Here is a 25,462-nt window from a genome sequence, read left to right as displayed (position 1 = left end):
CGTTCGTTCGAAGAGTATGTCCTCATGTTTGCACTGGATGAAGATAAGCTGAAGGAAGGTCCCGTATTGGACGTCGGTGCGGGCGCTTCGTCGTTCGTGGCGTCGGCCAATGAACGGGGGATACGGGCGGTGGCCGCGGATCCGTTATATGACTTGTCCAAGGAAAAGATCGCGGAGCACGGACGGAAGGAAATCGAGACGTCTACCGCGAAGCTGGCCGGATTGACCGGGAAGTTCGATTGGACGTATTACGGCGATCTAAACAAGCACCGGGACAACCGGGAGCGGTCGCTCGAGCTGTTTTTGCAAGATTATGATGTATGGCTTGCCGAGGGGCGGTATACCGCCGGGAGACTACCCCGTCTGCCGTTTGCGGACGACAGCTTTGCGACGGTGCTTTGCAGTCATTTTTTATTCCTGTATGCGGAGCAGTTCGGCTACGATTTTCATCTGCAGGCGATCCGCGAGCTTGCGCGCGTTTGCAGACCAGGCGGAGAGGTGCGCATTTACCCGCTGATCGACTTGAAATGGAGGCCGTTCGAACAGCTTCCGGAGCTGCTTGACGACCTTTGCAGGGACGGTTTTACGATCCATTTTTACGAGTCGAAACTACCATTTATCCCCAAATCCAGGCAGTTTCTGGGTGTGCGAAAATAATTTTGTAACTTGATTTCAATTTCTGAATAGTGATATAATGTAACCATTCGCCACTAAGGCGATATTTTTAGGAGGTTGTTTACTTGAAAGGTACAGTTAAGTGGTTTAACGCAGAAAAAGGTTACGGCTTTATCCAAGTTGAGGGTGGAGACGACGTATTCGTACACTTCTCGGCGATCCAAGGCGACGGGTTCAAAACTCTTGAAGAAGGTCAACAAGTTGAGTTTGACATCACTCAAGGAAACCGTGGACCTCAAGCGGCAAACGTCATTAAATTATAAGATCACGCTACACTTATAAATAGTGCACAAACCGCAAAGCAGCTGCCCCCGCAAGGGAAGGGCTGCTTTTTTTGCGGTTTGTTCGACAGGCGCTCACGAACAATTTGACAGATTTTACGGCGAAGGCGAAAGACAACCAATTCGTCAAGCTGTCCCGGGAAATTTACGTTGCGGTAAGACGTTTTCGCCAATTTCGAAATCGACGAAGACAACATGTAGCGGCAAGGTGCTAATACGTACGGAAATAGGGACGGCTGGGCATTATACGATGCTCAGCCGTTTTTTTGCGTCTACCAGAAACCATATCTGTGGTAGCGGCTCTAGTTGTCGTTAGTTCCCTTCAGGCTTTTTTCCAATAAAGGAAACATTTCTCATGAATCCTTTGTCTATTCAATGTTTGGAAAAATATAGAATGTAGGACAGGCGGAGGCGTAGAAATGATTAAAAAGTGGATGGCGCTCGGATGCGCATCGCTGCTCGCGGCAAGCATTAGCGGCTGCTTAGGTATCGGGGGGGATTCCGGCGCAGACGGCAAGACCGTCAAAAAGGCCAAAGCCAAAACGGCGGTCGAAGGGAAAATTAAGGTTTATGCCGAATTCAAGGATTCGTTCATGGACGATTTCGGCAGCATACTGGTCGCGAATTATCCGGACATGGATCTGGAGGTCGTGGGACCGGCTGTAGGTCCTGGAATGGATCCGGAGGAGCTCCGCAAAGAAGCGAATCGAATAATCGATGAGGAGAAGCCGGATTTATTGTTCGGCAGCATGACCTTTGCGCAGTGGGTCAAGGACGGGCGGCTGCTTGATTTGGAGCCGCTTATTAAGCAGGATAAATTCGACATCGAAAGCATGCATCCCGCTGTCGTCGACACCGTCAGGCACATGGGAAGCGGCAAGCTGTACGGATTGGCTCACTCCTTTGGCAGCTCGGCACTAATGTACAACAAGGATTTATTCGATCGGGAGCAGATTCCGTATCCGAAGGACGGCATGACGTGGGAGGAAGTCATCGCGCTTGCCAAGCGGTTTCCGGCGAACGGAGAGGGAGAAAACCGGATTTACGGCATCTACAGCAATTCGCCGACACCTTACGATCTTATTGGACGAATAGGGGGGCTTGCTGGGCAAAGAGTGACCGATCCGGAAGGAAGCAGAGTAACTGTTCAAACGGAGGAATGGAAACGAAGCTGGGAGCTGGTTATCGATGCGTACCGTGCAGGTACGATCTATTTGGCACCGGAAAATGACATGCCGGCACCGGGGAGTACATTAAAGGACAGTCAGATGAGAGATAAGTTCATGATCGGACAGGCTGCCATGACGATTGTTCAGCCTTATTCACTCGATCAGTTTGCCTCCTATAAAAGCAGCGGGTTTAAATCGTTCGACTGGGAGCTCGTAACGGAGCCGGTCGACGGAAATCGTCCGGGCGAGTCGAATTCCTTCTATGCCCAAGACATCTTCGCGATCAATGCCAAAGCGCCCAATAAGCAGGCGGCGTGGGAAATCATCCAATACGTGAACAGCGATGCTTTTACCAAGGTGTTTACGAAATCGTCGTCCTTCCGTTTGTTAGGCAATATGAGCGCTGTGAGGGAAAAAGACGGGCGCAGTCTGGAGGCTTTTATCAAGCTGAAGCCTGGCAGAACCGCCGTTCAAGCCGTATCTCCCGACAATGTGCCTGCCGCTTTCTCCATCAGCTTTCATTCATTGGCGGGCGGCGCTGCCAAAGCGGCTCTGGACGGCTCACAAACCGTCGGCGAAGCTTTGGAAGAGCTGCAAAGGAAAGGGCAGCTGGCGCTTGATCAAGCGAAGTTAAGCGCGGGCGCAACATCGGGAGGTGGCAGCAAATGAAACGCTGGATTAACGGTTCGATTGCGATTATGCTGACGATCCCTTTGCTTGCGGGCTGTTTTGGCAGCGGTGGTGCCAAACCGAGTGTGAAGCAGCTAGTCAAGCCGCTTGCGGAAGATGAACAGGCAAGCCTCAAAATGTACGGCTGGATGAACGAACGCAATTTCATCTATAATGTCGGCAGCTCCTATTTGGTGGAATTCCCCAATATCGAGCTGACGTTTACCGAAAATGCGAGCGGCCAAGCCGAACCTGATACGGATCCTTTCGAAACGCTTTTTAAAGATATTGAAAAACAAAAGCCGGATATTTTTATGCTGGGCGCTCGAGAGCTATCCCTATATGCGGAAAGAGGACTCTTGTACGATCTCGATCCGCTGATTAAACAGGACAAATTCGATATCGAGAACATCCACGCCGGAACCGTAGAGGAGATACGCAGCAAAGGCGGCGGCAAGCTGTTCGGACTGGCACCGATGTTCAACAGCTCCGCTCTTTTCTACAACAAGGATTTGTTCGACAAGTTTCAAGTCCCATATCCGAAGGATCAAATGACATGGGACGAGCTGTTCGAGCTGGCGAAGAAGTTCCCCGTATCCGGCGGAAATAACGAACGCGTCTATGGCTTCGATGCGGGCAACACGACATATTTCGTAGACCAGTTGGCAGCCATTCACGGCATTGCTGTAGTCGATCAGCATGGGAAAAAGATGACGGTAGACAGCGATGCATACCGAAGCCTATGGACTAAGACGATCGAAGCCAAAAATGCAGGTTATATATCCAGTTCGCTTAAGTCGGAGTCTTTCGAATTCACGACGCCCACGAGGAGAAGCTTCGTCGGTTTATTCGAGGCGGGCAAAGCGGCCATGTCGATACAAAACAATGCGACGATTCAGAACCTGAGCATAATGAAGGACAGCAATCTCAAGCCGTTCCAGTGGGGGATGGTAACCGTTCCGGTCGACCCGCGGTCGCCGAACGAATCGCCGTATTACACGTCCGTGCGGATTTTAGCCATTAACGCCAAGTCCCCCAATGTCAGAGCGGCCTGGCAGCTTCTGAAATATTGGAACAGCGAGCGATATTCGGAGTATTACGCAAAGACGAAGACGCGGATCTCCATTCCCAGCGCTCTTCTTTCGCGAACCGCTTATAACAAAGCGCCGGAAGGAGTTAGCTTGGAACCTTTCTACAAGCTGATGCCGAGCAAGGGGGATCCCGGTTTGGGAATATTAAAAGCGCCGTCCGGCTTTTATAACGCCTACGATAAGATTCGCTCCGAAGAAACGAAAGCGATTATCGACGGCACCAAATCGGTGGAGGATGCGCTTCGTTCGTTTCAAGAGCGGGGACAAAAAGAGCTTGATCGTGTAAGGGCGGAGTCGGACGCGAAGAAATCGGAAGCGGAATAATCTCATACAATCCTGAGGGGCCCATCCGGACATGGGTCCTTTTTGGGCTTTTCGGCCGGGATGTTATAATGGTTTGAAGACTGGAGTGACAGCACGAGGAGGAATAGCAGTGGCGTTCGGCATTACAAGAGAAGAGCTTGCGTTATGGAAGGCGACGGTATCGAAAGGCGAAATCGCCTATTTGACCCATTATTGGCTGGACCCGCGTTTCCCCGGCGTTAAGACGGTTACGAAAGTGGGCTGTGCCGATCTCGGCGTTCTGTCGGCATGGTGCGAGCGGAACGGCCTGAATCCCCGGTATATTCATAACCGTCCGCCTTTTCCGCACTTCGATCTGATCGGACCGAGGCAGAAGGAGATTTTGCTGGAAGCCGGCTTGTTGGAGCATGTCGACCGGTTCCGGCTGCCGTGAGCGGCTCGAACTTGGCATGGCCTTCGTTTACTGCTCTTCGCTCGGAACGACCAGCTTTTTAATATCCTCAAACAAGACCGGCGTGTAATCCCAATGCTCGACGCTGACATTGACATATTGATTGCCTTCATATTTCTGGCCGTGAATGTGGCCGTGTATGTTGACATAGGGCATATGTTTGTTCATATACATCGGTTCGTGGGAGAGGAAAAAGAAGCCGCCGTAAACGATCGGATGCTCGCTCACCTCGTCGAAGCCGGCCTCGAGCCACCAGCGCTTCGACCTTCCGCGGTCGTGATTGCCCATAATCAACGTTTTGTACCCGTTCAGTCTGGCCATAATCGCGCTTGTTTTCTCCATATTCAAAAACGAGAAGTCCCCCAGATGAAATACGCTGTCCTCTTTGCCGACGACCGCATTCCATTTATCGATCATCGATTCCGTCATTTCCCCGACATCGCCGAAGGGCCGCGATTCGAAGTCTATAATGTTTTTATGGCCGAAATGATGATCCGAGATCATATATACATGAGGCATCGCTCAGCGCTCCTTTCTGCACTTAGTATACCTTCGCGAGAGGTGAATTTCGAGAGCACTTTAAAAAAAGTCCGGCGGATATCCGCCGGACTTTCCCTTACTTTAGCGACTTCGCTTTAAAATGAATAAGCGCCGTATACAGCATTTTGTTAAGGACGGGATTGAATGTTACTTGGTGCTCAACCTTGTGAACGTCAAGCATCAGCGCTTTGTTGATCTCGATTTGCTCTTCGATTTTTTTCTCCAGCGCGGCAAGATCGTAGGCTTCGAATAGCTCGATCTTCGTCTCTATAATATCGAGAATGAAATCCATCCAAGCCTCACCGCCTAGTCTACGATCGTCAATATTTCGTCAACCGGTTTGCGAGCCAGCTGGCCCGGCGTTTCCGCAGGGTGGCCGAGAGCGATAACCATGTTGATTTGGCATTCCGCCGGTACGTCCAAATAAGCGCGCAAACGATCCGAGGCAAGCAATACCGGTCCGGTCATCGGACAGGTGGCAAGCCCCTTCGCGTGTGCGGCAAGCATCAGGTTTTGCGAAGCGAGGCAGCTGCTCTTGATGCCTTCCTCGTCCCAAACATGATCGGGTACAAGCGCGATCGGCTCGAATATTTTTTCGCGGAACTTGGAGTTATACGGTGTCGCCAGACAAACGATCAATACCGGAGCGTCGGCGAACGCCGTTGCATAAGGGCCGAACGATCTGACCAGCAGTCTCGCTTCGCGTTCCAGTCCGCGTTTCTCGGCGTCTTCGGCGCGGGAGCGCAGCTCTTCCCATGTAAATTGCTCGATCTCCTTGATTTTGTCGCGGTTCGTTACGGCGATAAACTGCCAGGTTTGCGAGTTCGTATCGCTTGGCGCGAAGCGCGCGCAGTCGATCAGCTCGCGGATATCTTCCACGGATATCGATTCCTCCGTAAATTTGCGAATGCTGCGGCGTCCGAGGACGATGGATTTGAATGCGTCGTAATTCATAGAAATAATCTCCTTTTGCGATGTGCGGAATTGTCAAAAAAATAGAGAATCTCAGAGCCGATTTATCGTCCTGTCGGAACGTGAGGCTCAGTCGTCCCGGCGTCCAGTGAAGAAAGCGTTTATGAAACACAGCGCCTTCTCCAGGTGGGTCGAAAAATAATGCCAATCATGCTCCCCGGAAAACGATTCGAACCGGTGCGGGTAAGCGCACTTATCCAGCTCGCTTTTGAACCATTTGTTCGCGGCGTACAAGTAATCCTCCGTGCCGCAGTCGAAATATAAGGCGGGATAGTTTGCGCCGGCAAGCGCCTTGACTGCCAAGGCCGCCAGATTATGCGCTTCGCTGTACGGTCCGTCGAGCGGTCCGACTAGCCTTGCGCTGTTCGACGGATGCCAGGCGGGCGTCAGCGCCATCGCATCGTAATCGGGCATAAGCGCCAGAGCGCCGGATATGCTGGCGGCCGCCCCGAACAGCTCGGAGTTACGCAGGGCGAGAAGGAAAGCGCCGAAGCCCCCCATCGACAAGCCGGCGATTCCGCGGTGCTCGCGGTCGGCGAACGTGCGGAACCTGCGGTCGATGAACGGGACGAGATCGTGGATGAAATATTGGCCGAAATTGCCGCTGCCGTCATACCAATCCAAATAAAACGTGCCTCGGTCATATCCTCCGTCGCTTGGCATGACTATGATCGAGTCGGTTAGTTCGCCGTTTCTTGTCAAATAGGCTATGGTTTCCGCAGCGTTCCCTTTAAAATGCCAATCCAGCTCGCTGCCGCCAAGGCCGTGAAGCAGATATACTGTCGGATACCGCTTGTCCGGGGACGTCTCGTAATCGGCCGGCAAATAGACGGCGCAGTTGATACGCCGGTTCAAGGCCCCGGAATGAAGTGTAACAAAATGCGGCAACATGCGCAAAGCCCCTTTCGATGTCTTACGATTCGCGGTTCTTCAGCGATACGGCGAAAAATCCCGCACATGCAAGCAAGGCGCTAAAAGCAGCAAAACGGAAGAGCGTCTGTCCGCCCCATACTTCGAATAGCGTACCGCCGAAAGCGCCGGTAAGCAAGCCGGATACGCCTCCCCATGTCACATTAAATAGAGCTTGTCCGGTCGCCCGGTATTCATCAGGGATGAGCGTTAGCATATACCGCATCGCCGTGACGAGGAAGATGCCGTACGATACGCTGTGCAGCAGCTGAGTAGCCAGCACGAGCACCGGATCGTCAAGCATGCTGACGAGAAAGAAGCGAAGGGCGTAGGCGAATGCGGCGATCGCCAGCAGCGGCAGCTCGCGGAACTTGTGCCCGTACCTGCTGAGCAAATAAAACATCGGAATTTCGCTGAGCGCGGAAGCCATCCAAGCGGCTCCAATTAGAACGGGGTCCGCTCCCAACTCGTGAAGGTGGAGCGAAAGAAAAAAATCGTTCGTTCTGGCCGCGAATGAGAGCAGCAGGACGAACAACAAGAAAATGACAAACGGACGCTTCATGATGATGCCGTAAGCATTTTTGAAGCTTACGCTTGCTTGGGAGCCTTTGCGTAAATCCCGGAGCGTCAGGCACAGCAGCAAGGAGACGGCGAGCGTAACCAGCACGAGAGGGCCGACGGCCCCTTCGCCTTGCGTCTCGATTACTCTGCCGAAGAGGACTGCAGCGAGCGCGAAACCGAGCGATCCCCATACGCGGAAAGAGGCGTAGCTTTTGCCGGTTTCTTTGACGGTGAGCAGCAGCTGGCTGTCGTTCAAGCCGCTAAGCGGCGACTGGAAAAAGTAAAAGCCGATCATAATTGCAAGCACGAACGGGTAGGCGGATGTCTGAAAGAGCATCAATGCCATGAGCAATTGGCCGATCAGCACCGCGGCGATCGTTTTCTTAATTGTTTGCAGCTTATCGCTCAAAATCCCCCATGTCAAATTAGCGATAATGCCAACCAGCGGCCCGAACGAATAAATAAGTCCGATCTGCACCTTGCTGTAACCGAGCGATGCGAAATATGAGGGCAAAAAAGAAACGATGATCGCCAACGTCGTGTAGAACGAGAAAGTAAACATTTTGACGCGAGTTTCTTGTTTGAAGCCGAAGAAACGCGTAGTTCCGTCAGCGGGTCTTTCATTGGGAAGCTGCATGAACGTCATTCCTTCTTGGTTGGTCTAGCTTATGCGCCGGCGCTTTCACGCCGTTTGAACGGGCCGATTCGCGTCGCATCGTCCGACATGTGCCTTAAGAGAACGAGTACGACGGCCAGCTCGCCTGCGAACCCGAGCGATTGGGCCAGCGCGCCGATCATGGCGTTCCAGCCGGGTGTTGCCGTGATGCATATGAGAAGCGTCGAAACCGTAACGGTGACGTTGGCCGCTTGCGACCAGACCATCACCTTGGTCTGACCTTTAAGCATGAGTATGCCGTTGCAGTAATCGAGCCAAGGGAACAGCAAAGTCATGATCATAAAAATGCGCAGCGTCTGCAAGCTCGCATGCAGCAGCTGCTCGTTCACACCCATCACATGCTGGAGGAAGAGCGGACCTGCCGGCGTATAGGAGAGCAGACCTATTAGCAGCGTAGGAATGAAGGCCATAAACAAAGTGAAACGAAACACCCGGGTCTGATCAATCCGGTAAAAGTTTAACACAATTTGATGGATATAGGAAAAGAAACTTTGTACAAGCTGCGTCAAACTGCCCGCGATCGCAAAGGATGCGATAGACAGCTCCATTTGATCCGTTTTGCCGAGAACGGCTGTTATGGACGGTCCGATAATGACAGCGATGAACGAAGAATAGAGAAGCGGACGGTAAAAAGAAAATACGTCCCGCTGCCGTTTCACCGGATGCTCCTCAAGTTCCTCGGGTATTTTTTTGCGCAGCAGCGATCGGCCCTCAAGTACGCTGACGAGACACTCGATCATCATGCCGGCAAGAAAAATAACGGCTCCGACGCGTCCGCTGGTCACTTGATCCGTCATTAAGTAATACTGTGCGATCGCGTACATGACGAGGAGCCGGATGACCATCCCGATCGTCAGCCATGTCGTCCGGCGGTTATAAATGATCAGGCCGTGGTAGAGGCAGCGCAAGCCGGAGAAGATGCTGACGTACATCAAAATGCGGTATACGTCGATGACTGCGCTCAGCTGCTCGTCCTCAACGCCGAAAAAATTCGCAAATACCCAATTCCCGATCGGCGTGTACGAGATGAGAATGCCGTATGCGAATATGCATAAAAAAACGTACCACGCTATTGCCGACATGGCGCGGAACGAGCGGCGGTCGCGTACGAGCGCCGAGCAGGTTTGCCGGAGCAGGACGGCGGGACGCTCCGCAAGGCCGATCAGACTCATCGCCACGGCATAGCTTGCAATGATGAGCTCAGGCTGGGCGGAACGGGCAAGCGTACTATTAATGATGACGTGGGAAATCGTCACAAGGCTGGCCGATAAACCGAGCGGAATGAAAAAGGCGAATAGCTTCGGGTAGGAAACGGCCCGTTCATCGGTAGGCGATTGTGTGTTGTTGCTGTCAGTTGCCATGCTGCAGGCTCCTTATCCGTTCGAATTCACGTTGATTGCCGTTCGGGTTCCGTTATATCGTGGAAGCGGTTCTAAATCTCGGTAAACGCCAGCGTCAAAGACGTCTGTAGACGTTTATCCTCGTATTCCTTCGTCACGGAAGTTTCGCTCCACTTTGCGGCGATACATAAGTATACCACGTTGCCACCCCGCGGGGGAGCAAAAAATGGGGCTGCAGGCGTATTACGGCCGAAGCGGGTTTGCGTTTATGCTTGTATGTGATCCGAAGAATGATAAAGCGAGGGGTTAATCAGTGGGACGTTGGAACGTAGGCAAAGGGTTAAAAGCAAGCAAGGGGATCTTTTTGGCATTAACGGCAGCGGTGGTGCTGATCGCCGGGAGCCACAGCGCGAGAGCGCAGCAAAGCGAAGCCAAGTTTAGCGATGTCAAGGGACATTGGGCGGAGCAAACGATTTACCGGTTGTATGATCAAGGCATTCTGGACGGCTTTCCTGACGGTACGTTCCGGCCCGACGAGCCGGTTGCCGCAGATCAATTCGTAAAAATATTGCTGCTTTCGTTTACTCAGCAATTTCCTAACGGCGAACGCCGCTGGACGAATGCGTTCATCCAGTCGCTCAGCCCTGCGAACCGCAACGTGCTGGAGCAGGATTTTCGCGATTTCAGCTTTAAGCCAAGCATGGTCGGTTACTGGGCGAAGCCTTACATCGATTTGGCCGGGGGCTTGAATTTGATCGGCAAAAACCAGTTCCCGGATTTTAAAGCCAAGCTCAAACGGGAGGATGTAGCGGAAATCGTTTATTACACGCTTAAAGAAACCGAGTATTTGGAGGATGAAACGTTCAGCTTGAACGCCGCCGCGTCGATCGGCGATTTGCAGAGCGCTACGGCAAGGCAGCAAAAGTTTATTGCAGAAACGTTTGCCAAAGGCATTATGGAAGGGTATCCGAACGGATATTTCGGTGTTTCGCGGGTCGTGACGCGCGCGGAATCGCTGACGATTCTGGAGCGTCTCGTGGACAAAAACAAACGGGTATCTGTAAACGGCATCGAAGGGAAATATGACCGCATCGTGCCGACCAAGGACGGCAGCTACAAACGGCTGATGTTCCCAAGCGAAACGATGTATCGGGCATACGAAATTATGCAGCAGGCCGGCATGCTTCGCGGAACGAACTATGATTTGGAGGAAACGACGCTGCGGCTGTTTAAGGACGCGGACATGAAGGCGAAGTTTCTGAAGCGGGCTGCGGGAGAAGGCACATATGAGGAAGCGGCCATTTGGCTCGAGCCGGCCTACCGTACATACGGAATTACGGTCAGCTTGGAGAATGGCGTGCTTGCACGAAATGAAGAAACGATCCGGACATTCGTCAATTTCTTATTCGCCAGTGATGCGGCAACGTTCCAACAGCATTTTGCGGATGTGTATGGAACGCTGCAAAACGGCAAGGATGTAGAAAACGGCACCGTGCAGATCGGCAAGTTTTCCGTGGAAACGAACGTCGTGCCGGACGGACAAGCCGTCGTTTTCTCGATCGTAGAGAAAGACAAGTAACCATTATCGTAAGAGACGAATTTAAGACGAATGAACCGATGCTACTGGCGGGACTTGCCCGAATTGTGGTACATTTATAAAATGATATGGAAGCTGTAAGGGCAAAGGACTTCGAAGGGAGCGCATACGATGAGAGCGGAGTTTGTTTTCGACGAAAGACTGGGTATTCCGGTTCCTGAGCTGGCGATGGAATGGGATCAGTATTCGGAGGCGGCTCGCGGTGAAATACTCATGGAATGGGAGCTCATTCGCGGGCGTATTCCGGACCGGATCAAAGAAATCGAGCGGGTCATCATTCGTAAGCAGGAGCATTTGAACGTGGAAGAAAACTTCGTCATATCCTGCGCGCTTAATTGGGAGATCGCCGAAATGGCCAGTACGATAAATGATCTTCATCTATGGTACCGGGCCAACCAGGAAATGACCTCCCGCATGCACATGTAATCCTGCGGAGGCGGAAAACGACCGGACTCAGGTTCGGGCGTTGTCCGTCTTTTCGGATTTCAGCGGGTCGCGGAGTTTTTTGAAGCATGCAACATGCCATAATGTGGAGGAACGCTTTTTGAATCGACTGAATGGTTCGGAGCCTGTCGGTCAGGTTCCACAAAACCCTATATTGCTGATGCATCGGGTCTACCGGTACGTTTTGCCGGAAGTAAATAGGAGTTTGCAGGAATGGCGCGAAATCGCAGAAAACATACCCGACGGGGAACTGCGCAAGCAGGCGCTTAACAGCATGACGTCGAAAAAATTCCACTGTCAGGGCGGTGCAGTTTATGCGGCTGCTCATTTGCCGATGCGGCAGGTGTTGATCCCGCTTATCGTCGCCTTTCAGACGATCAGCGATTATTTGGACAACCTGTGCGACCGCAGCACGTCGCTCGACCCCGAAGATTTTCGGCGTTTGCATCAATCCATGCTGGATGCCGTCGATCCCGGGGGGCCGCTTCATGACTATTATGCTTTCCATAGCGAGAAGGAGGATGGCGGCTATCTGAATCGCCTTGTCCTAACTTGCCAAGCGGCCGTCAGACAATTGCCGTCCTATTCGCTGGTTGCGGACGAGGTTCGTGATTTGGTCGGCCTTTATTGCGATCTCCAGGTATACAAGCATATTCGTCATGATTTGCGGGAAAACGAGCTGTTGAATTGGTGGAAGCCGCATGAGGCCCGTTATCCGGCGCTCGGCTGGAACGAGTTTGCGGCGGCGACTGGTTCGACGCTGGGCATGTTCATGCTGTTCCTGGCCGCATGCGATCCGCAGCTTACGCGCGAGGAAATCGCCCGTATTCGCGAAGCGTATTTTCCTTATGTGTGCGGCTTGCATATACTGCTCGATTATTTAATCGACCAAGACGAAGACCGTCAGGGCGGAGACTTGAATTTCTGTTTTTATTACGATGGGTTCGATACGGCCGTACAACGGATCGCCGAAATCGTGCTTCAGGCGCGGCAGCGCGTTTCGCATTTGAAGGCGCCTGCGTTTCACCGGATGATCATAGAAGGGCTGCTTGCGCTTTATTTATCCGATCCGAAGGTGAGCAAGCAGCTGGAAGTCAAACGCGTATCCCGCCTGCTGATGAAAAACAGTCCGATTACCCGGCTTTTTTTCTGGGTAAACAGCGTATGGATTCGTCGGCGGTCCTGACGAATTGCGGGGGTTACTAAAGAGGAGGAAACTGATTATGTCCATTAAATCGATTGGGGTATTGACTAGCGGCGGGGATTCGCAAGGGATGAACGCAGCCGTTCGTTCCGTCGTGCGGAGCGGGCTTTTTCACGGCTTGAAGGTATTCGGCGTTCAACGCGGCTATTACGGACTTATTCATGACGATATTCGGGAAATGGATTTGCGCAGCGTGGGCGACATCATTCAGCGCGGCGGCACGATTTTGCAAACGGCCCGCTGCTTGGAGTTCAAGACGGAAGAGGGTCAGAAGCTCGCGGCCGACAATTTGCGCAAGCATGGAATCGACGGCCTTGTCGTAATCGGCGGAGACGGATCGTATCAAGGCGCGAACAAGCTGAGCAAGCTCGGCATCAAAACGATGGGGCTTCCGGGCACGATCGACAACGACATTCCGTATACCGATTTTACGATCGGCTTCGATACGGCGGTCAGCATTGTGGTGGATGCGATCAACAAGCTGCGCGATACGATGTCGTCGCATGAACGCTCCTCCGTCGTTGAAGTAATGGGCCGGCATTGCGGAGACATCGCCTTGTACGCCGGTCTTGCAAGCGGCGCGGAAGCGATCATGGTGCCGGAGGTGCCGTTCAGCATCGACGAGATTGCGGCGCGCATGAAAGCGAATTTCGATGCCGGCAAACGCCATAGTATCATCGTCGTAGCGGAAGGCGTCGGCAAAGGCGAAGACATTGCCAAACAAATCCACGAGCGCAACGGCATGGAGCCGCGCGTTACGGTGCTCGGCCATATTCAGCGCGGCGGAACGCCGACTCACAACGACCGTATTTTGGCGAGCAGCTTGGGCGATTTTGCGGTACGCCGGTTGATCGCGGGAGAATCGGGCAAAGCTTGCGGCAAGCTGAACGGGGAACTGGTAACGACCGATATCGATACGGTAGTCAATACCAAAAAGCCGTTCAACACGGAGCTATACGAGCTTGCTCTTCGTTTGTCTCAATAATTTGCAGCCGGCTGGGTATCGGCGGCAATAGGGTAACAAGCCTCATCGGTGCCGTTGTCGTATGCGACGGCGCTTTGAGGCTTTTTATTTTGCTTGCAGGGAGACGATGAACCGAAAGTTTGTGACGGTTTTAGGTTGACTTGGTAAACTTTTCATACTAAAATGTATGTAAAGTATATTGCAGGAAGGAATTGTGCCGATGAAAATTACGATCGTTACAGGCAGCAACCGTGAGCAGAGCACAAGCACGAAGCTGTGCCGATATATTGAAACCGTGCTACAAGAGAAGGAAATAAACGTTACGCTGTTTGACTTGTATGAGAAACCTCTGCCCTTTTTCGATCCGAGCAACAGGGTGACGACCGATCCGAACGTTCATGCGCTGATTCAAGCGGTCGGCGGGGCGGACGCCGTGATTCTCAGCACACCGGACTATCATGGAAGCGTATCGGGCGTTTTGAAAAATGCGCTCGACTTTCTCGGCTTTGACCAATTCGATTCCAAAGCGGTGCTCGCAGTTAGCTCCTCCGGCGGCGCGGTAGGCGTCAGTCCGCTGACTCATCTGCAAACGATCGTACGAAACTTGCATGGAGTCAATTGTCCCGAATGGATTTCCATAGGCGGCGAGAACCGCGGGTTCACACCGGACGGCGAACCCGAGAACGAGAAAGTCAAAGAACGTGTAAACAAAGTGCTTGCCTACTTCGTCAACCTGGCTCTTACGCTGCGTAAGGCGGGATAAAATAAGGGGGCTGCGTGCCTGCAAGATTAGCGGAAGGTTGTGACGGATGAGGGCGGACAGACTCATTTCCATATTGCTGCTGCTGCAAAATAACGGACGGATGACGGCCAAAGACCTTGCGGAAAAGCTGGAGGTGTCCGCGCGGACGATTCATCGCGATATGGAAGCGCTGAGCGTTGCGGGTATTCCGGTCATCGCCGAGCGCGGCACCAGCGGGGGATGGTCGTTAACCGAAGGCTACCGTACCAGTCTGACAGGGATGAAATCCGATGAAATGCAATCGCTTCTGCTTGCTCAGCCTTCCCGGATCATAGCCGATTTGGGCATGCGCGGCGTATTCGAGAACGCGGTTCAGAAGCTGCTTGCGGCGTTCCCGTCAGCCTTTCGCCAAGATGCGGAAACCGTGCGTCAGCGCATTCACATAGACGGTGCCGGATGGCATCAGTCCAACGAACGTTTTCCTTTGCTGTCCGTCGTGCAGGAGGCGATTTGGGAAGAAAAGCAGCTTCACATGCTTTATCCGCGCGGGGAAGAAACGGTGGAGCGCGTCGTCGAGCCGCTCGGTCTCGTTGCCAAAAGCGGCATTTGGTATCTTGTAGCAACGGCCGAAGGCGAACTTCGCACATACCGGATTTCGCGCCTGCAGAGCGCCCGTATGCTGGACAGCCCGTTCGATCGGCCCGAGCCGTTCGACTTGGCGGCATATTGGGAGAAATCGACCGAGCAGTTCAAAGCAAGCTTGCCCCGATTTTCGGCTAAGATCAAAATACGCGAAAAAGAAGCGGAACGGCTCGCCAAGCAGCGCTACGTCCGATTCCTCGAGACTTATCCTGCTAAGGAGGGCTTCATCGAAGCGGATGTCGAGTTTCATACGATACAATCGGCCTGCGAAATATTGCTCGGCTATGGCAGGAGCGTCGAAGTCGTTTCGCCTGCCGAGCTGCGCAATGAACTATATGCCGAAGCGAATGCGATCGTATCGTTATACGCATCAGCAGGCTGTGCGCACGACAAGGAGCAATAACGACGCAGCAGGGCGCCTCCCCTGGCCGCAAGCAGTTCCACACAGCAGCAAAAAACCTGGCAGGGATCCGCGATCCTCCGCCAGGTTTTTTTACATTATGTTATGAGTGCCGATAATTATGTTCGCCGTATTCCGGCTACGGCTATTCCGGCGTATAATCGACGCCTTGCGTATAAGAGTTGCCCGCATTCCATAATAAAAATTGCTCGACGCCATTGTCTTGCAGCGCGCGAATTTGCTCTTCGATTTCATGTTTGCCGTACTTGATATAGCCTTTCACCCATGAAGCGGTAAAGTCCTGAATCCAAGGACGGATGACCGGCTTCAGGCTTCCGAGCGGCTCCAGCTTTTTGTGCGTGTCGGCCAATGCGCCTTGTATCGTTTTGTAAGGCTGGGCGTCCGGCACCGAAACGCCGAACCATCCGGTGCTATAATGACTCGGGTATATCATCGGGGCGATGACGTCGACATTTTGCGAGATCGCATTGAAATCTTGGCCGATTCCTTCGGCAGCGGGAACGGAAGCGGCATATCCGAATATGTCGACGGATACCCGGACGCCAAGGGGCGTCAGCTGCTCGCGCGCATATTTGACGAATTCGGCCACCGCCTCGATTCGCGTCCGTTCGTCTTTCGCATATTGCAGCGTATCGGCGCGTTTTTCAAAGCCTTCGGGGAACCGGACGTAATCGAATTGAATTTCCTTAAAGCCGGCTTTGGCGGCCTCTTTCGCAACGGCGATATTATAGTCCCAAACTTCCTTGCTGTACGGATTAACGAAGCTCTCCGGCGTACTTTTGCCATTGTTCCACAACGTGCCGTCGGGATTTACAAAAGACAGCTCCGGCTTTTTCTTCGCAAGCTCGGTATCCTTAAACACGACAACCCTGGCGATCGGGTAAACGTCATGCTCATTCAGCGTGCTTATCAATTTTCCGATATCGGGTATGAGCTTTTGCGTCGTGCCTAGTGCGTTTAATTCCGGATTGCCGGTATCGTACGTAATAGAGCCCCAATCGTCTTTAATATCAACGACGATCGCGTTCAGTTCGGTGTCGTCAAGCAGCTTCAGCAGCGTATTCATCCTGGCCCCGCCGGCGCTGTGGGCCGTTGCGTAAATGCCCTTTACGACGGGAGCATCGGGCTGCGGGTCTATTTTACTGACAGGCTTCAGCTTATCGCCCGGATCCTTCGTTTCGCTGCCGCCGGGAGCGGCATTTTGGACGATCGGATTTTCCGCTTCAATGGCGGCCCGCACGAATTGGTCGAACGTCAAGTCCGGATGACCGCCGGTTAAATTTCCCCAAATCAAAGTAAGCAAAGCAAGAATCATTTCCATGCCGTCGACGCTCCGTTCTCTCCGTTTCTCTCTCATGCCGCCTAAATCATCATTCGATCAAGCACGAATATCACGCAGCACCTTCATTATAGAACAATACCCGGGGGGCGCACATGGTCTTTTTGGCTCTTTTTGCCGAAGCTTGTCCGAAATTGCAGAACCTCGCTGCTGAAAATTGTATATTTTTTTTGAAATAAGAGGACGTTCCGTCTTCTCAGCAACATTCAATTCTGATAGGATAAGGTAGACAATGCGAGACTACAGAAAAGAGTGGAACCGATGAACAGCCAACTTGCGGTGCTGCGCGGGCTGAATGCCGTCTATTACGCAACGACCGCCATACTAAATCCTTTGCTGCCTCTTTACTTGGTGGGGAAAGGATATTCAAGCCAAGAAGTCGGTCTGTTCATGATGATCGGTCCATTCGCGGCCGTATTCGCCCAGCCGCTGTTCGGTTATTTAAGCGACCGGTTCCAAACGCTCAAAAAAATCATTTTACCGCTATGGATACTCGGTCTCGTCGCCAGCTTCGGTTTATTCGCGGTGACGGGCTTTTCGTCTACGTTTATTTTCTCCTTGCTGGTTTACTTGTTCATTCTTCCGTCCATTCCGCTGCTTGACAGTTTAAACATTAAAGCGACGCATACGCACGGCGTATCGTACGGCTCCATCCGCTTGTGGGGATCGATCGGATTTTCCAGTATGGCGCTCGCATCAGGACTTCTTCTTCCATTTATCGGCGGCATCGGCAATATGAAATATTTGTATTGGGCTGCATGGGTGATCCCGTTCCTGCTTCTCTTTAAGCAAAAGGATGAGAAATCAAGCGCGCCGCCCGTTTCGCTTAAAGCGATCGGCACGCTGATGCGCAATCGCCCGTTTTTGTGGTATATGCTGATGATTTTCCTGATCATGGTGCCGCACCGGATGAACGACGTTATGCTCGGCTTGCATATGAACGAGCTTAACGCCAGCGCGTGGATGGTCAGCGCCGCCTGGTCGATTGCCGCCTTCAGCGAGATACCGGCATTCGCGTTTCTCACGCGTTACTTAAACCGCTTTCACGAGCTGGCGCTGCTCGGGATCGTTTCGATTTTGTATGCCATACGCTGGGCAGCCTTCGGTCTTGTTGAAGATCCCTTTATTCTTATGTTCCTGCAGGCCAGCCATATGATTACATTCGCCGTTTTCTGGATCGTAGCGGTGCAGTATACGGTTCGTCTGGTGCCGGGAGAGCTGCTCTCGACCGGGCAATCCGTATTGTCCGCCGTTTTCCTGGGACTGGCCGGCTTGACGGGCGGATATGTAGGCGGTTTGATCCAGGACTCCTGGAGCGGAAGCGGCATGTATTTGTCGGGCGCCTTGCTGGCAGCGATTGCAGCCGTTATGTTTCTTGCCACACATTCGTATCAGCGGCGTAAAGCGCTGTAACGCAAAGAAGCTCCTTGAGGCTATTCAGGCCGAAAGGAGCTTCTTTTTACTATACCCGCATAAGCGCTCGTCATTTATAAAGGCGCAGGCCCGTTAACCTTGAGCATGCTGTGATGGATCGTGGCGGACTTCACGATATTTTTTCTGTCCGGCTCCGTCAAATGGAGCAAATCGTCGCGTCGGAACAGCGTCAGCATCGTTTGCCGAACAGCTTGTACGGCGTTTTCTTCGTTTTCAAGCAAATAATAAGCGATCCTGTAGCTGTAGGCTTCATGCTGTTTGAGCATGCGGATTTTATCGCGCAACATGCTGGACATCGGGGGTTATTCGTTCAAATACGTATTGACGCGGTTTTGAATAAGCTTGCTTACTTCCTCCGCCGATTTCTGGCCGCTCATGAACGTCTGGAATTCAGTCATGGCGATCGATGCGACTTTCATGTCGCTGTCCGCTTTTTTTCCGGGCTCGTTCAGCATCTTGCGTATCGTTTCCATGCGTTCTTCCACGGAGCTCTTGTCGGTTTTGCCCTTCGGCACCGGAAGCGTACCGCCGATTATTTTTTGTCCGGCCTCCTGGAGCTTCTTCTCCGCTACGCTCTTGTTTACCGGAATATATTGCAATTCGGGAGAACTTTGCACTTCGTCGGACAGCAAAAACTTGACGAATTCCCATGCTTCCGTTTGAACCTTGGATTTGCTATTAATGCCGAGATTGAAAAAGGCTTTGAACTGACCGCCCTGCGTTTGTCCGCTTGCGCTAGGGGCATTGAAAAATAACGCGTTATCGCGAAGCGATTCGGTCAAAGCTTGCTCGACGCTGAAGAAGCCGCTTTTGGAAAATAAGCCTTTGCTGTAATCGTACGTAAATTCGGCTTGCAGAACGCCCTCGTCGTACATCGCCTTAATTTGCTTCATCATCGTGCGGAACGGCTCCGAGTCGAAGTTCGCCTTGCCGTCCCGGACAAGGTCCGCGTAGTTCGCTGAGATATAGTCGTGCAGCAATTGCTCGGGAAACATGTTGACGAACGCATAATAATCGGTGCCGGCATGCTCCTTCAGCTTTTTGGAAATGTCCTTGAACGTATCCCAAGTCCAGGTTTTATCGTCGATCGCGATATTCGCTTTTTTCAGCATTTCGGTATTCCCCGATATAAAGTCCGTCATGAAGAAAAACGGCATGGCATAAAGGCCGTCCCCATTTTGCGAGGATTTGAAAATGTTTTGATAATACTTGCTTTTATCGAAGGAAGCGTCCTTCTCCATCCGCTCGTACAAGTCGACAAGCAAGCCGTTTTTGACGAATTTTTGCTGCGGCAGACTGTTCATCTCGATCAAGTCCGCCCCTTTGCCGGAAATGGCCTGCGTCGTGACCGTCTGAATATATTTTTCGATATCGGCCTGTGAAACTGCCGCCATCATGCCGCCATCACTCTTCGGCGCGGCCAAATGCTCTTTGATTTCGATATGGACGCCGGGATGCGTTTCCTCGAACTTTAGGGCGGCCGTCTGCAGAAAACGGTCTGCGCTCATGACGGAGATCGTAACCGTTTTTTGATCTCCGGCGGCAGGGGAGCCGGTGTCCTCCGGCCCGTTATTATTGTCGTTTGAGCAGCCTGAAATGCCGATAGCGGCAGCCGCAAACAGCGGCAACATCCATTTCGTTTTCATCGTTCACTTCACCCTTATCCTTGTAGTCGAACCCGGTTTCCATCCTGCAGCGGTTCGCTCGTTTCCGTAATGATTTCGTCCTCGGGGGAAAGACCGTTTAGCACGACGATCTCGTCTTCCGCCTCTTCACCCGTTTGAACATAAGCCTTTTGCGCGTAATACGCGTTGCCGAGCGCGCTTTTTTTCGCCCGCACGACGAAAACGTAGCTGCCGCTCCCGTCCGACTTCAACAGCTCCTTGCGAATGACAAGCCCTTGCTGCAACGCTTGCTTAGCGATTTTGACGGACGCTTGCTCACCTCCTTGAACGGCTTCGTCCGTTACCTTGACGACGATCGTTTTCCGCTGCCGCGTGCCGTCCGATCCATTGCCGCCGGACGTATCCGGCCCGCCAAGCGAATTGCCTCCTCCGGAGCCGCTTCCTTCAGCCGAAGTTTCTTTGATTTCCGAAATGATGCCTTCCAGTCGCATCGCCGTCTTGCCCTTCACGTCGATCGCCGCTTTTTCTCCCGTCTGCAGCAGCGCCGCCGAGCGGGCCTCCGCCTGAAAAGAAAATTCATAGCCTTCACTGCCGGCGATCAACGAAACAAGCGTCTGGCCTTGCGACGCTTTCATCCCGGATTCCGCTTTCATGTCCACCACCTTTCCGTCAAACGGCGCAGCGAGCACGCGTTTGCTTTCCATATCGCTGCGCATGCTTTCGAGCTTGCGTTTGGCGATATCCGCATCGAGCTTGTCGAGCTCAAGATCCCGTTTCGCTTTGCGGATCGCTTCCTCGCTGCCGCTTTGCTGCGCCGCTATAAACTGCTCTTGAAGCAGCTCCCGGTTCAAGCTCTGTTTTTTCATCCGGGCTTCCTCGTCAAGAAGAAGCAACTCCGCTTCCGGGGATTTGAACGTAATGAGCGGCTGTCCTTTTTTCACCTGATCGTTTTTGGACGCATGGACTTCGGCAACCTGCCACCCGTCATAGCCCGGCAAATCCTTCTTGAGCCGCGGGACAAGCACGCCGCTGCCGGTTATGCGGTGCTCCAGCGCTTTTTTGACCGGTTTTTCCGTTACGGCCTTCGGCAGCAGTGCGGTTTGGAGCGTATTGCTGAATAAGGTTAAGCCTCCGAGCACGAGAAAAAATAATCCGAAAAATAGGCCTGCGAGCCGTTGTTTGGTCATGATCATGTTCCCTTCTCAAGTCGGATAGCGATTCGCATGGGTCAGCCTTTAATGCCCGAGAGCTGTATGCCTTCGATAAAATACCGCTCCATGCAAAGGAAAAGCAGCAGCATCGGCGTCATGTACACGACGGAGGCTGCGAACGATACGTCGAACGCTTCCTTCTGGATTCGCGACAGAAAGACGGATAAAGGCTGAAGCTCCGCATCATGCAAAAAGATGAGCGGCTGCTCGACCATATTCCAATAGTCGGCGAACAGGAGAACGACTAATGCGGCGATGCCCGGCTTCACCATCGGAAGCGCAATCGTCACGAATGAGCGGATGTAACCGGCGCCGTCCATTTTGGCGGCCTCCATGTACGCTGACGGAATATGCAGCATGAACTGGCGCAGCAGGAATACCCCGAATGCAGCAAATACGCCGGGCAGGACGATGGAAGCCGGGCTGTTCAATAGCCCCAGCTCGTCCGCGACAATATAATTCGGCACCAGCGTCACCTGAAACGGCATCAGCATCGCAAGCAGGTAAATGAAAAAGAGTGACTCCCTGCCCGGAAACCGCAGCTTGGCGAAGGCGAAAGCGGCGAGCGACGCCACGGCGACTTGGCCGATAATGATCGGCACGACCATTTTGACCGAATTCCAGAACATATGCAGAAACTGCGGCGTTGCAATCAGCACCTTATAATACTGCCCGAAGGAAACCCAGTCGGGGATCCATTTCATATTGACTAATTCGGACGATGAGTTACTGCCGAGCATGCCGTAATTCACCGTTATTTCCCCTTCGGTCATGAACGAGTTGACGAACGTCAGCACGACCGGAACGAGCATCACACAAGCTGCCGCCATCAGAAGCGCGGTGCGCAGCAATGGCAGGACGTATTGCTTTTTCACAAGATAACCCTCCGTTTCCCGGAAAAATGAATGAAAGAAACAGCTATTCCATAAAATTGCGGAACACCCGCTCCGATCTGAACAGCACGGTAACAAGCACCAGAATGCATAAAGCCATCAAGGTTGATGCGGCGGACAGCTTCTGAATATCCAGCGACAAAAACATGTTGTTCATGTAGTGCTGCAGCGTGTAAATACTGTCATGCGGGTAATCGCCGGCGACCAGATACGTTTCGCGAAACACTTTGAACGAGTTCAAGACGGACATTAGTACAACCAGAAATGCAGTCGGCGTCAAATAGGTCAGCGTGATCCCGAAAAGCTTCCTGGCCGGACTCGCTCCTTCGAGGTCGGCGATTTCGTAGTACTGCTCCGGTATGTTCTGCAGCCCGGCGAGAAAAAGCACGACGTTATACCCGATGTTCTTCCACACGTAAATCAGGATGATAACGAGACTTGCCCAATCCGACTTCATCCAGTCGATGCGGTCATAGCCGAAGCGGCCGAGCAGCGCATTGAGCGCGCCGTTCCAGTCGAACATGATTTGCCAGACGAGCACGATCGAGGCGACGGGCACGACTAGCGGAAGCACATACGCGGTGCGCAGCCAGTTTCGGAAAAAAGCCCGCTGATTCAGAAACAGCGCCAATGCCAGCGACAGCACGACAAGAAGAGGCACGCCGATTGCGGTAAAGCGGAATGTGTTCGCGGCGGCTTTCAGGAAGGAGGCGCTTTGAAATAGGGATTCATAGTTGGCTAGCGTCAAGGAATCTCCGTCGAGCCCGGCTTGAAACGAGTATAGGATGCTTCGGCCGAACGGAATGATATAAAAGACGGCGAAGCCCGCAAGGCTCGGAGCCAAAAAACAGAGCGCCGCCGCACGTTCGCGCAAAGTCAAACGATTAAGCTTCTTCATATACAGCCCTCCTGCGGCAGAAGACGATTCTCATGCTGCCTGTTGATTTTCTGTGCTTCGTCCACATGCTCAAGTTTACAGACAAGCTTCGGCAAAACTTAGGAAGAAGTGTGTAAAAAGTATGGAATCGCCCTTTGGCGAAGCTTTTTTTGCTAGAATGGGGTCAATCGCGGGCAAGGACGCCAGGGAGGTAGCGGCATGCAATCGTATCAAATCGCCGTCGTGGATGACGACAGCCATATTCGTGAAATCGTAGAGGCTTATTTGCAAAAGGAGGGGTACCGGACGATCGGGCTGTCTTCGGCCGAGGCGGCATGGGAGCTATGGCAGAACGATCCCCCGGATATGTGGGTTCTTGACATCATGCTGCCCGGGATAAGCGGTTATGAGCTTTGCCGGCAAATTAGGAAGGAAGCCGAAGTTCCGATCATCATGATCTCGGCGCGGGACGAAGAGGTCGATAAAATATTGGGTTTGGAGCTTGGCAGCGACGACTATATGACGAAGCCTTTCAGCCCGAGGGAACTGGTTGCGCGTGTGAATCGGCTGTTTCACCGGTTCGGAGCCGCCCGTTTGTTCGTTGACGGCGCCGCTTCGCAGGTGCGCAAGCCTGCCGTCGAAATCGGAAAGCTCCGGCTCGTAACAGACGAGCGAAGGGTGTTTTGGCGGGGCGATGAGGTGGAGATGACGCTGAAGGAGTTTGCGCTGCTGCAGGCGATGGCGGAGCAGCCCAACCGGGCCTTTTCGCGGGACGAGCTGCTTAGCTTGGTATGGGGAGGCGACTATTTCGGCAGCGACAGAGCGATCGACGATCTTATCAAAAGGCTGCGCAGAAAGCTGAACGATCTGCCGATCGAAACGGTATGGGGGTTCGGCTATCGTTTGCGCATAGAGGAAGGAGGCGATCCGGCATGAAGCTGATGTACCGGCTTCAGCTGTCTTTCGCCCTTTTGCTGTTATGTATTTTGGCGATCGCCGCGGTCGTCATTTATCCGCTGATGCTGGATACGCTTGTGGAGGGGCAGCGAAAAGAAATGCGAGACCAGGCAACGGCAATGATGCCTTTAATGACGGTGCCTGCGATGCCTGCGGCGCCCGTAACGCCGGCCGAGAAAATCACGGTCGAGCAGGAGAAGCTCCAAAGCGCCTTCCCGGCGGGTGGCAAAACGGACGCCGTCTGGATCGAGCCGAACGAGCGAGTGCTGTACAGTACGCTTTCTCCCGTCAAGACGCAAGAATGGGTCGAGCTGTGGAAACGCGACGCAAATTTCCGCAATGTCATGTGGCAAGGGGAAAGCGATAAATATATCGTGGAAGCCGTATCTTATCCGGCAGCAAGCGTATCCGTCAGGAATGCGGCGACGCTGATTATGAGTACGCCGCTCAGCAAAATCAAATCGATGCAGCTGGCGTTGTTCAAGCGGATGATGATCATTTTAACCGTCGGAGGGATTGCGGCTTACGGGCTCAGCATGCTGATGGCCAAACGTCTTGTAACGCCCCTGGCCAAGCTGAGTAAAGAGCTCGAGAAAGTTGGTAGCCTCCGGTTTTCGGAGGTGCGCCTGATCCGTACGGACGGAGAGATCGGGGAGGTGGCTCAAGGCGTATACAAGCTAGCTCATGAGCTGAACGTTTACCATACTTCGCAAAAACAATTTTTCCAGAACGCTTCACATGAGCTGAAAACGCCGCTTATGGCTATTCAAGGTTATGCGGAAGGGATTAGGGACGGTGTTTTTGCCGGGGAGAGCGCAAGCAAAGGGCTGGATGTCATCATCAGCGAATGCGACCGGCTGAAGAGCATCGTGAACGAGATGATCTTGCTGGCCAAGCTGGAGAGCGAGGAGGGCATTTTTAAGCCGGATCCTATAAACGTCGAGGATTTGATTAATGAAACCGTTGAACGAATCAATCCGCTATATGTGAGCAGAGGGCTTACCATTCAAACGAGCGTTCCTTCCGGGCTGCGGGAAGGCTTGACGATCCGTGCCGATCGGGCGAAGCTGCTGCAGGCTATGCTGAACATAGCGGGGAATGCTGCGAGGTACGCCGCAAAAAACGTTCGTATAAACGTTACGGCCGATGACGGCGGTATTGCGATCGAGATCGCCGACGACGGCGAGGGCATTCCCGAAGCGCTGCTGCCGCAGCTGTTCCACCGCTTCGTCAAAGGGAAAGATGGCGAGACGGGGCTTGGCCTCGCGATTTCCCGCGTCATCGTCGAGAGGTCGGGCGGTCAAATATCCGCGCGCAACCTGCCCTCCGGCGGCGCGGCGTTCGTGATGAGTTTTCCGAAGGCGTAAGGGCTGAACTTTTTGAAATGCCTTAAAAAAATATAGACGCCTTTCAATGAAGAAAGGCGTCTTTCTGATGCTCGGAAATGCTGAATTGCACGATTTCGAGAACGTCAT

The 25,462-nt window shown here is 52.9% G+C and carries 26 protein-coding genes; 14 read left to right on the top strand and 12 right to left on the bottom strand.

Annotated features, from left to right (window positions below; genetic code table 11):
* From DQG23_RS41190 to DQG23_RS41170, 5 genes are all read left to right on the top strand, one after another.
* The coding region (locus tag DQG23_RS41190; protein WP_113036877.1) for a methyltransferase domain-containing protein at positions 1-657 on the top strand (657 nt) is incomplete at its 5' end.
* Between the two features lie 83 nt (positions 658-740).
* A complete protein-coding gene (locus DQG23_RS41185; RefSeq protein WP_113036874.1) occupies positions 741-938 on the top strand; it encodes a cold shock domain-containing protein in 198 nt (65 codons plus the stop codon).
* A 437-nt stretch (positions 939-1,375) separates the two neighbouring features.
* Positions 1,376-2,794 carry an ABC transporter substrate-binding protein gene (locus DQG23_RS41180; RefSeq protein ID WP_113036873.1) on the top strand — a complete coding sequence of 473 codons (1,419 nt, stop codon included), beginning with the start codon at positions 1,376-1,378 and terminating at the stop codon, positions 2,792-2,794.
* Positions 2,791-4,209 (top strand): ABC transporter substrate-binding protein, encoded by a 1,419-nt coding sequence (locus DQG23_RS41175; RefSeq protein ID WP_113036872.1) that lies wholly within the window; start codon positions 2,791-2,793, stop codon positions 4,207-4,209. Before DQG23_RS41180 ends, DQG23_RS41175 begins: the two co-directional genes overlap by 4 nt.
* 109 nt (positions 4,210-4,318) lie before the next feature.
* Positions 4,319-4,621, top strand: a complete 303-nt coding sequence (locus DQG23_RS41170) for a hypothetical protein (protein ID WP_113036871.1) — start codon at positions 4,319-4,321, stop codon at positions 4,619-4,621.
* A gap of 27 nt (positions 4,622-4,648) precedes the next feature.
* On the opposite strand, the gene DQG23_RS41165 is transcribed toward DQG23_RS41170, so the two are convergent.
* The 6 genes from DQG23_RS41165 to DQG23_RS41140 all read right to left on the bottom strand — a co-directional run bounded on the left by DQG23_RS41165 (position 4,649) and on the right by DQG23_RS41140 (position 9,658).
* Entirely contained in the window at positions 4,649-5,158 is a 510-nt protein-coding gene (locus tag DQG23_RS41165) for a metallophosphoesterase (RefSeq protein ID WP_113036870.1), read from the bottom strand.
* 97 nt (positions 5,159-5,255) lie between these two features.
* Positions 5,256-5,471 (bottom strand): DUF2536 family protein, encoded by a 216-nt coding sequence (locus tag DQG23_RS41160; RefSeq protein WP_113036869.1) that lies wholly within the window; start codon positions 5,469-5,471, stop codon positions 5,256-5,258.
* A 14-nt stretch (positions 5,472-5,485) separates the two neighbouring features.
* Positions 5,486-6,133, bottom strand: a complete 648-nt coding sequence (locus tag DQG23_RS41155; RefSeq protein ID WP_113036868.1) for a nitroreductase family protein — start codon at positions 6,131-6,133, stop codon at positions 5,486-5,488.
* Between the two features lie 87 nt (positions 6,134-6,220).
* Entirely contained in the window at positions 6,221-7,042 is an 822-nt protein-coding gene (locus tag DQG23_RS41150) for an alpha/beta hydrolase (RefSeq protein ID WP_113036867.1), read from the bottom strand.
* A gap of 22 nt (positions 7,043-7,064) precedes the next feature.
* Positions 7,065-8,258, bottom strand: a complete 1,194-nt coding sequence (locus DQG23_RS41145; protein WP_113036866.1) for an MFS transporter — start codon at positions 8,256-8,258, stop codon at positions 7,065-7,067.
* Between the two features lie 29 nt (positions 8,259-8,287).
* Positions 8,288-9,658: a multi antimicrobial extrusion protein MatE gene (locus tag DQG23_RS41140; RefSeq protein WP_113036865.1), complete on the bottom strand. Its 1,371-nt coding sequence runs from the start codon at positions 9,656-9,658 to the stop codon at positions 8,288-8,290.
* Positions 9,659-9,950: 292 nt separating this feature from the next.
* On the opposite strand from DQG23_RS41140, the gene DQG23_RS41135 reads away from it, so the two are divergent.
* The 6 genes from DQG23_RS41135 to DQG23_RS41110 all read left to right on the top strand — a co-directional run bounded on the left by DQG23_RS41135 (position 9,951) and on the right by DQG23_RS41110 (position 15,633).
* Entirely contained in the window at positions 9,951-11,216 is a 1,266-nt protein-coding gene (locus DQG23_RS41135) for an S-layer homology domain-containing protein (RefSeq protein ID WP_113036864.1), read from the top strand.
* 129 nt (positions 11,217-11,345) lie between these two features.
* Positions 11,346-11,660 (top strand): hypothetical protein, encoded by a 315-nt coding sequence (locus DQG23_RS41130; RefSeq protein ID WP_113036863.1) that lies wholly within the window; start codon positions 11,346-11,348, stop codon positions 11,658-11,660.
* 178 nt (positions 11,661-11,838) lie between these two features.
* Positions 11,839-12,864 carry a tetraprenyl-beta-curcumene synthase family protein gene (locus tag DQG23_RS41125; RefSeq protein WP_113036876.1) on the top strand — a complete coding sequence of 342 codons (1,026 nt, stop codon included), beginning with the start codon at positions 11,839-11,841 and terminating at the stop codon, positions 12,862-12,864.
* Between the two features lie 37 nt (positions 12,865-12,901).
* A complete protein-coding gene (gene pfkA, locus DQG23_RS41120; protein WP_113036862.1) occupies positions 12,902-13,867 on the top strand; it encodes a 6-phosphofructokinase in 966 nt (321 codons plus the stop codon).
* A 199-nt stretch (positions 13,868-14,066) separates the two neighbouring features.
* Complete coding sequence (locus tag DQG23_RS41115) at positions 14,067-14,609, top strand: NADPH-dependent FMN reductase (RefSeq protein ID WP_113036861.1); 543 nt, start codon at positions 14,067-14,069, stop codon at positions 14,607-14,609.
* Between the two features lie 46 nt (positions 14,610-14,655).
* Positions 14,656-15,633 (top strand): helix-turn-helix transcriptional regulator, encoded by a 978-nt coding sequence (locus DQG23_RS41110; RefSeq protein WP_113036860.1) that lies wholly within the window; start codon positions 14,656-14,658, stop codon positions 15,631-15,633.
* Positions 15,634-15,775: 142 nt separating this feature from the next.
* Here DQG23_RS41110 and DQG23_RS41105 read toward each other — a convergent pair whose 3' ends face one another.
* A complete protein-coding gene (locus DQG23_RS41105) occupies positions 15,776-16,972 on the bottom strand; it encodes a putative glycoside hydrolase (RefSeq protein ID WP_113036859.1) in 1,197 nt (398 codons plus the stop codon).
* 279 nt (positions 16,973-17,251) lie between these two features.
* Between DQG23_RS41105 and DQG23_RS41100 the strand changes: the two genes are divergently transcribed.
* Positions 17,252-18,403 carry an MFS transporter gene (locus DQG23_RS41100; RefSeq protein WP_113036858.1) on the top strand — a complete coding sequence of 384 codons (1,152 nt, stop codon included), beginning with the start codon at positions 17,252-17,254 and terminating at the stop codon, positions 18,401-18,403.
* Positions 18,404-18,477: 74 nt separating this feature from the next.
* Here the strand turns inward: DQG23_RS41100 and DQG23_RS41095 are convergent, their stop codons facing one another.
* The 5 genes from DQG23_RS41095 to DQG23_RS41075 are packed head-to-tail and all read right to left on the bottom strand — an operon-like array spanning position 18,478 to position 23,051.
* Positions 18,478-18,720, bottom strand: coding sequence for a hypothetical protein (locus tag DQG23_RS41095; protein WP_113036857.1), 243 nt, complete (start codon positions 18,718-18,720; stop codon positions 18,478-18,480).
* A gap of 6 nt (positions 18,721-18,726) precedes the next feature.
* Positions 18,727-20,070, bottom strand: coding sequence for an ABC transporter substrate-binding protein (locus tag DQG23_RS41090; RefSeq protein ID WP_113036856.1), 1,344 nt, complete (start codon positions 20,068-20,070; stop codon positions 18,727-18,729).
* 14 nt (positions 20,071-20,084) lie between these two features.
* Positions 20,085-21,236 (bottom strand): efflux RND transporter periplasmic adaptor subunit, encoded by a 1,152-nt coding sequence (locus DQG23_RS41085; RefSeq protein ID WP_158560962.1) that lies wholly within the window; start codon positions 21,234-21,236, stop codon positions 20,085-20,087.
* Positions 21,237-21,277: 41 nt separating this feature from the next.
* Positions 21,278-22,135: a carbohydrate ABC transporter permease gene (locus tag DQG23_RS41080; RefSeq protein WP_420330280.1), complete on the bottom strand. Its 858-nt coding sequence runs from the start codon at positions 22,133-22,135 to the stop codon at positions 21,278-21,280.
* 43 nt (positions 22,136-22,178) lie between these two features.
* Positions 22,179-23,051: a carbohydrate ABC transporter permease gene (locus tag DQG23_RS41075; protein WP_113036854.1), complete on the bottom strand. Its 873-nt coding sequence runs from the start codon at positions 23,049-23,051 to the stop codon at positions 22,179-22,181.
* A 198-nt stretch (positions 23,052-23,249) separates the two neighbouring features.
* Between DQG23_RS41075 and DQG23_RS41070 the strand changes: the two genes are divergently transcribed.
* Entirely contained in the window at positions 23,250-23,966 is a 717-nt protein-coding gene (locus DQG23_RS41070; RefSeq protein WP_113036853.1) for a response regulator transcription factor, read from the top strand.
* Positions 23,963-25,354, top strand: a complete 1,392-nt coding sequence (locus tag DQG23_RS41065; protein WP_158560961.1) for a sensor histidine kinase — start codon at positions 23,963-23,965, stop codon at positions 25,352-25,354. Before DQG23_RS41070 ends, DQG23_RS41065 begins: the two co-directional genes overlap by 4 nt.
* Positions 25,355-25,462: the final 108 nt, after the last annotated feature.

Source organism: Paenibacillus contaminans (assembly GCF_003285015.1).
Classification (GTDB): Bacteria; Bacillota; Bacilli; order Paenibacillales; family NBRC-103111; genus Paenibacillus_V; species Paenibacillus_V contaminans.
This window is presented reverse-complemented; position numbering and strand designations above follow the sequence as displayed.

What these genes read in the sequence shown, in the direction of transcription:
- DQG23_RS41160 (WP_113036869.1), bottom strand. Translation starts at nt 5,471, where the DNA reads ATGGATTTCATTCTCGATATTATAGAGACGAAGATCGAGCTATTCGAA.
- DQG23_RS41130 (WP_113036863.1), top strand. Translation starts at nt 11,346, where the DNA reads ATGAGAGCGGAGTTTGTTTTCGACGAAAGACTGGGTATTCCGGTTCCT.
- DQG23_RS41075 (WP_113036854.1), bottom strand. Translation starts at nt 23,051, where the DNA reads ATGAAGAAGCTTAATCGTTTGACTTTGCGCGAACGTGCGGCGGCGCTC.
- DQG23_RS41140 (WP_113036865.1), bottom strand. Translation starts at nt 9,658, where the DNA reads ATGGCAACTGACAGCAACAACACACAATCGCCTACCGATGAACGGGCC.
- DQG23_RS41165 (WP_113036870.1), bottom strand. Translation starts at nt 5,158, where the DNA reads ATGCCTCATGTATATATGATCTCGGATCATCATTTCGGCCATAAAAAC.
- DQG23_RS41175 (WP_113036872.1), top strand. Translation starts at nt 2,791, where the DNA reads ATGAAACGCTGGATTAACGGTTCGATTGCGATTATGCTGACGATCCCT.
- DQG23_RS41085 (WP_158560962.1), bottom strand. Translation starts at nt 21,236, where the DNA reads ATGACCAAACAACGGCTCGCAGGCCTATTTTTCGGATTATTTTTTCTC.
- DQG23_RS41110 (WP_113036860.1), top strand. Translation starts at nt 14,656, where the DNA reads ATGAGGGCGGACAGACTCATTTCCATATTGCTGCTGCTGCAAAATAAC.
- DQG23_RS41155 (WP_113036868.1), bottom strand. Translation starts at nt 6,133, where the DNA reads ATGAATTACGACGCATTCAAATCCATCGTCCTCGGACGCCGCAGCATT.
- DQG23_RS41115 (WP_113036861.1), top strand. Translation starts at nt 14,067, where the DNA reads ATGAAAATTACGATCGTTACAGGCAGCAACCGTGAGCAGAGCACAAGC.
- DQG23_RS41095 (WP_113036857.1), bottom strand. Translation starts at nt 18,720, where the DNA reads ATGTCCAGCATGTTGCGCGATAAAATCCGCATGCTCAAACAGCATGAA.
- DQG23_RS41180 (WP_113036873.1), top strand. Translation starts at nt 1,376, where the DNA reads ATGATTAAAAAGTGGATGGCGCTCGGATGCGCATCGCTGCTCGCGGCA.
- DQG23_RS41150 (WP_113036867.1), bottom strand. Translation starts at nt 7,042, where the DNA reads ATGTTGCCGCATTTTGTTACACTTCATTCCGGGGCCTTGAACCGGCGT.
- DQG23_RS41100 (WP_113036858.1), top strand. Translation starts at nt 17,252, where the DNA reads ATGAACAGCCAACTTGCGGTGCTGCGCGGGCTGAATGCCGTCTATTAC.
- DQG23_RS41105 (WP_113036859.1), bottom strand. Translation starts at nt 16,972, where the DNA reads ATGGAAATGATTCTTGCTTTGCTTACTTTGATTTGGGGAAATTTAACC.
- DQG23_RS41125 (WP_113036876.1), top strand. Translation starts at nt 11,839, where the DNA reads ATGCATCGGGTCTACCGGTACGTTTTGCCGGAAGTAAATAGGAGTTTG.
- pfkA (WP_113036862.1), top strand. Translation starts at nt 12,902, where the DNA reads ATGTCCATTAAATCGATTGGGGTATTGACTAGCGGCGGGGATTCGCAA.
- DQG23_RS41070 (WP_113036853.1), top strand. Translation starts at nt 23,250, where the DNA reads ATGCAATCGTATCAAATCGCCGTCGTGGATGACGACAGCCATATTCGT.
- DQG23_RS41145 (WP_113036866.1), bottom strand. Translation starts at nt 8,258, where the DNA reads ATGCAGCTTCCCAATGAAAGACCCGCTGACGGAACTACGCGTTTCTTC.
- DQG23_RS41090 (WP_113036856.1), bottom strand. Translation starts at nt 20,070, where the DNA reads ATGAAAACGAAATGGATGTTGCCGCTGTTTGCGGCTGCCGCTATCGGC.
- DQG23_RS41065 (WP_158560961.1), top strand. Translation starts at nt 23,963, where the DNA reads ATGAAGCTGATGTACCGGCTTCAGCTGTCTTTCGCCCTTTTGCTGTTA.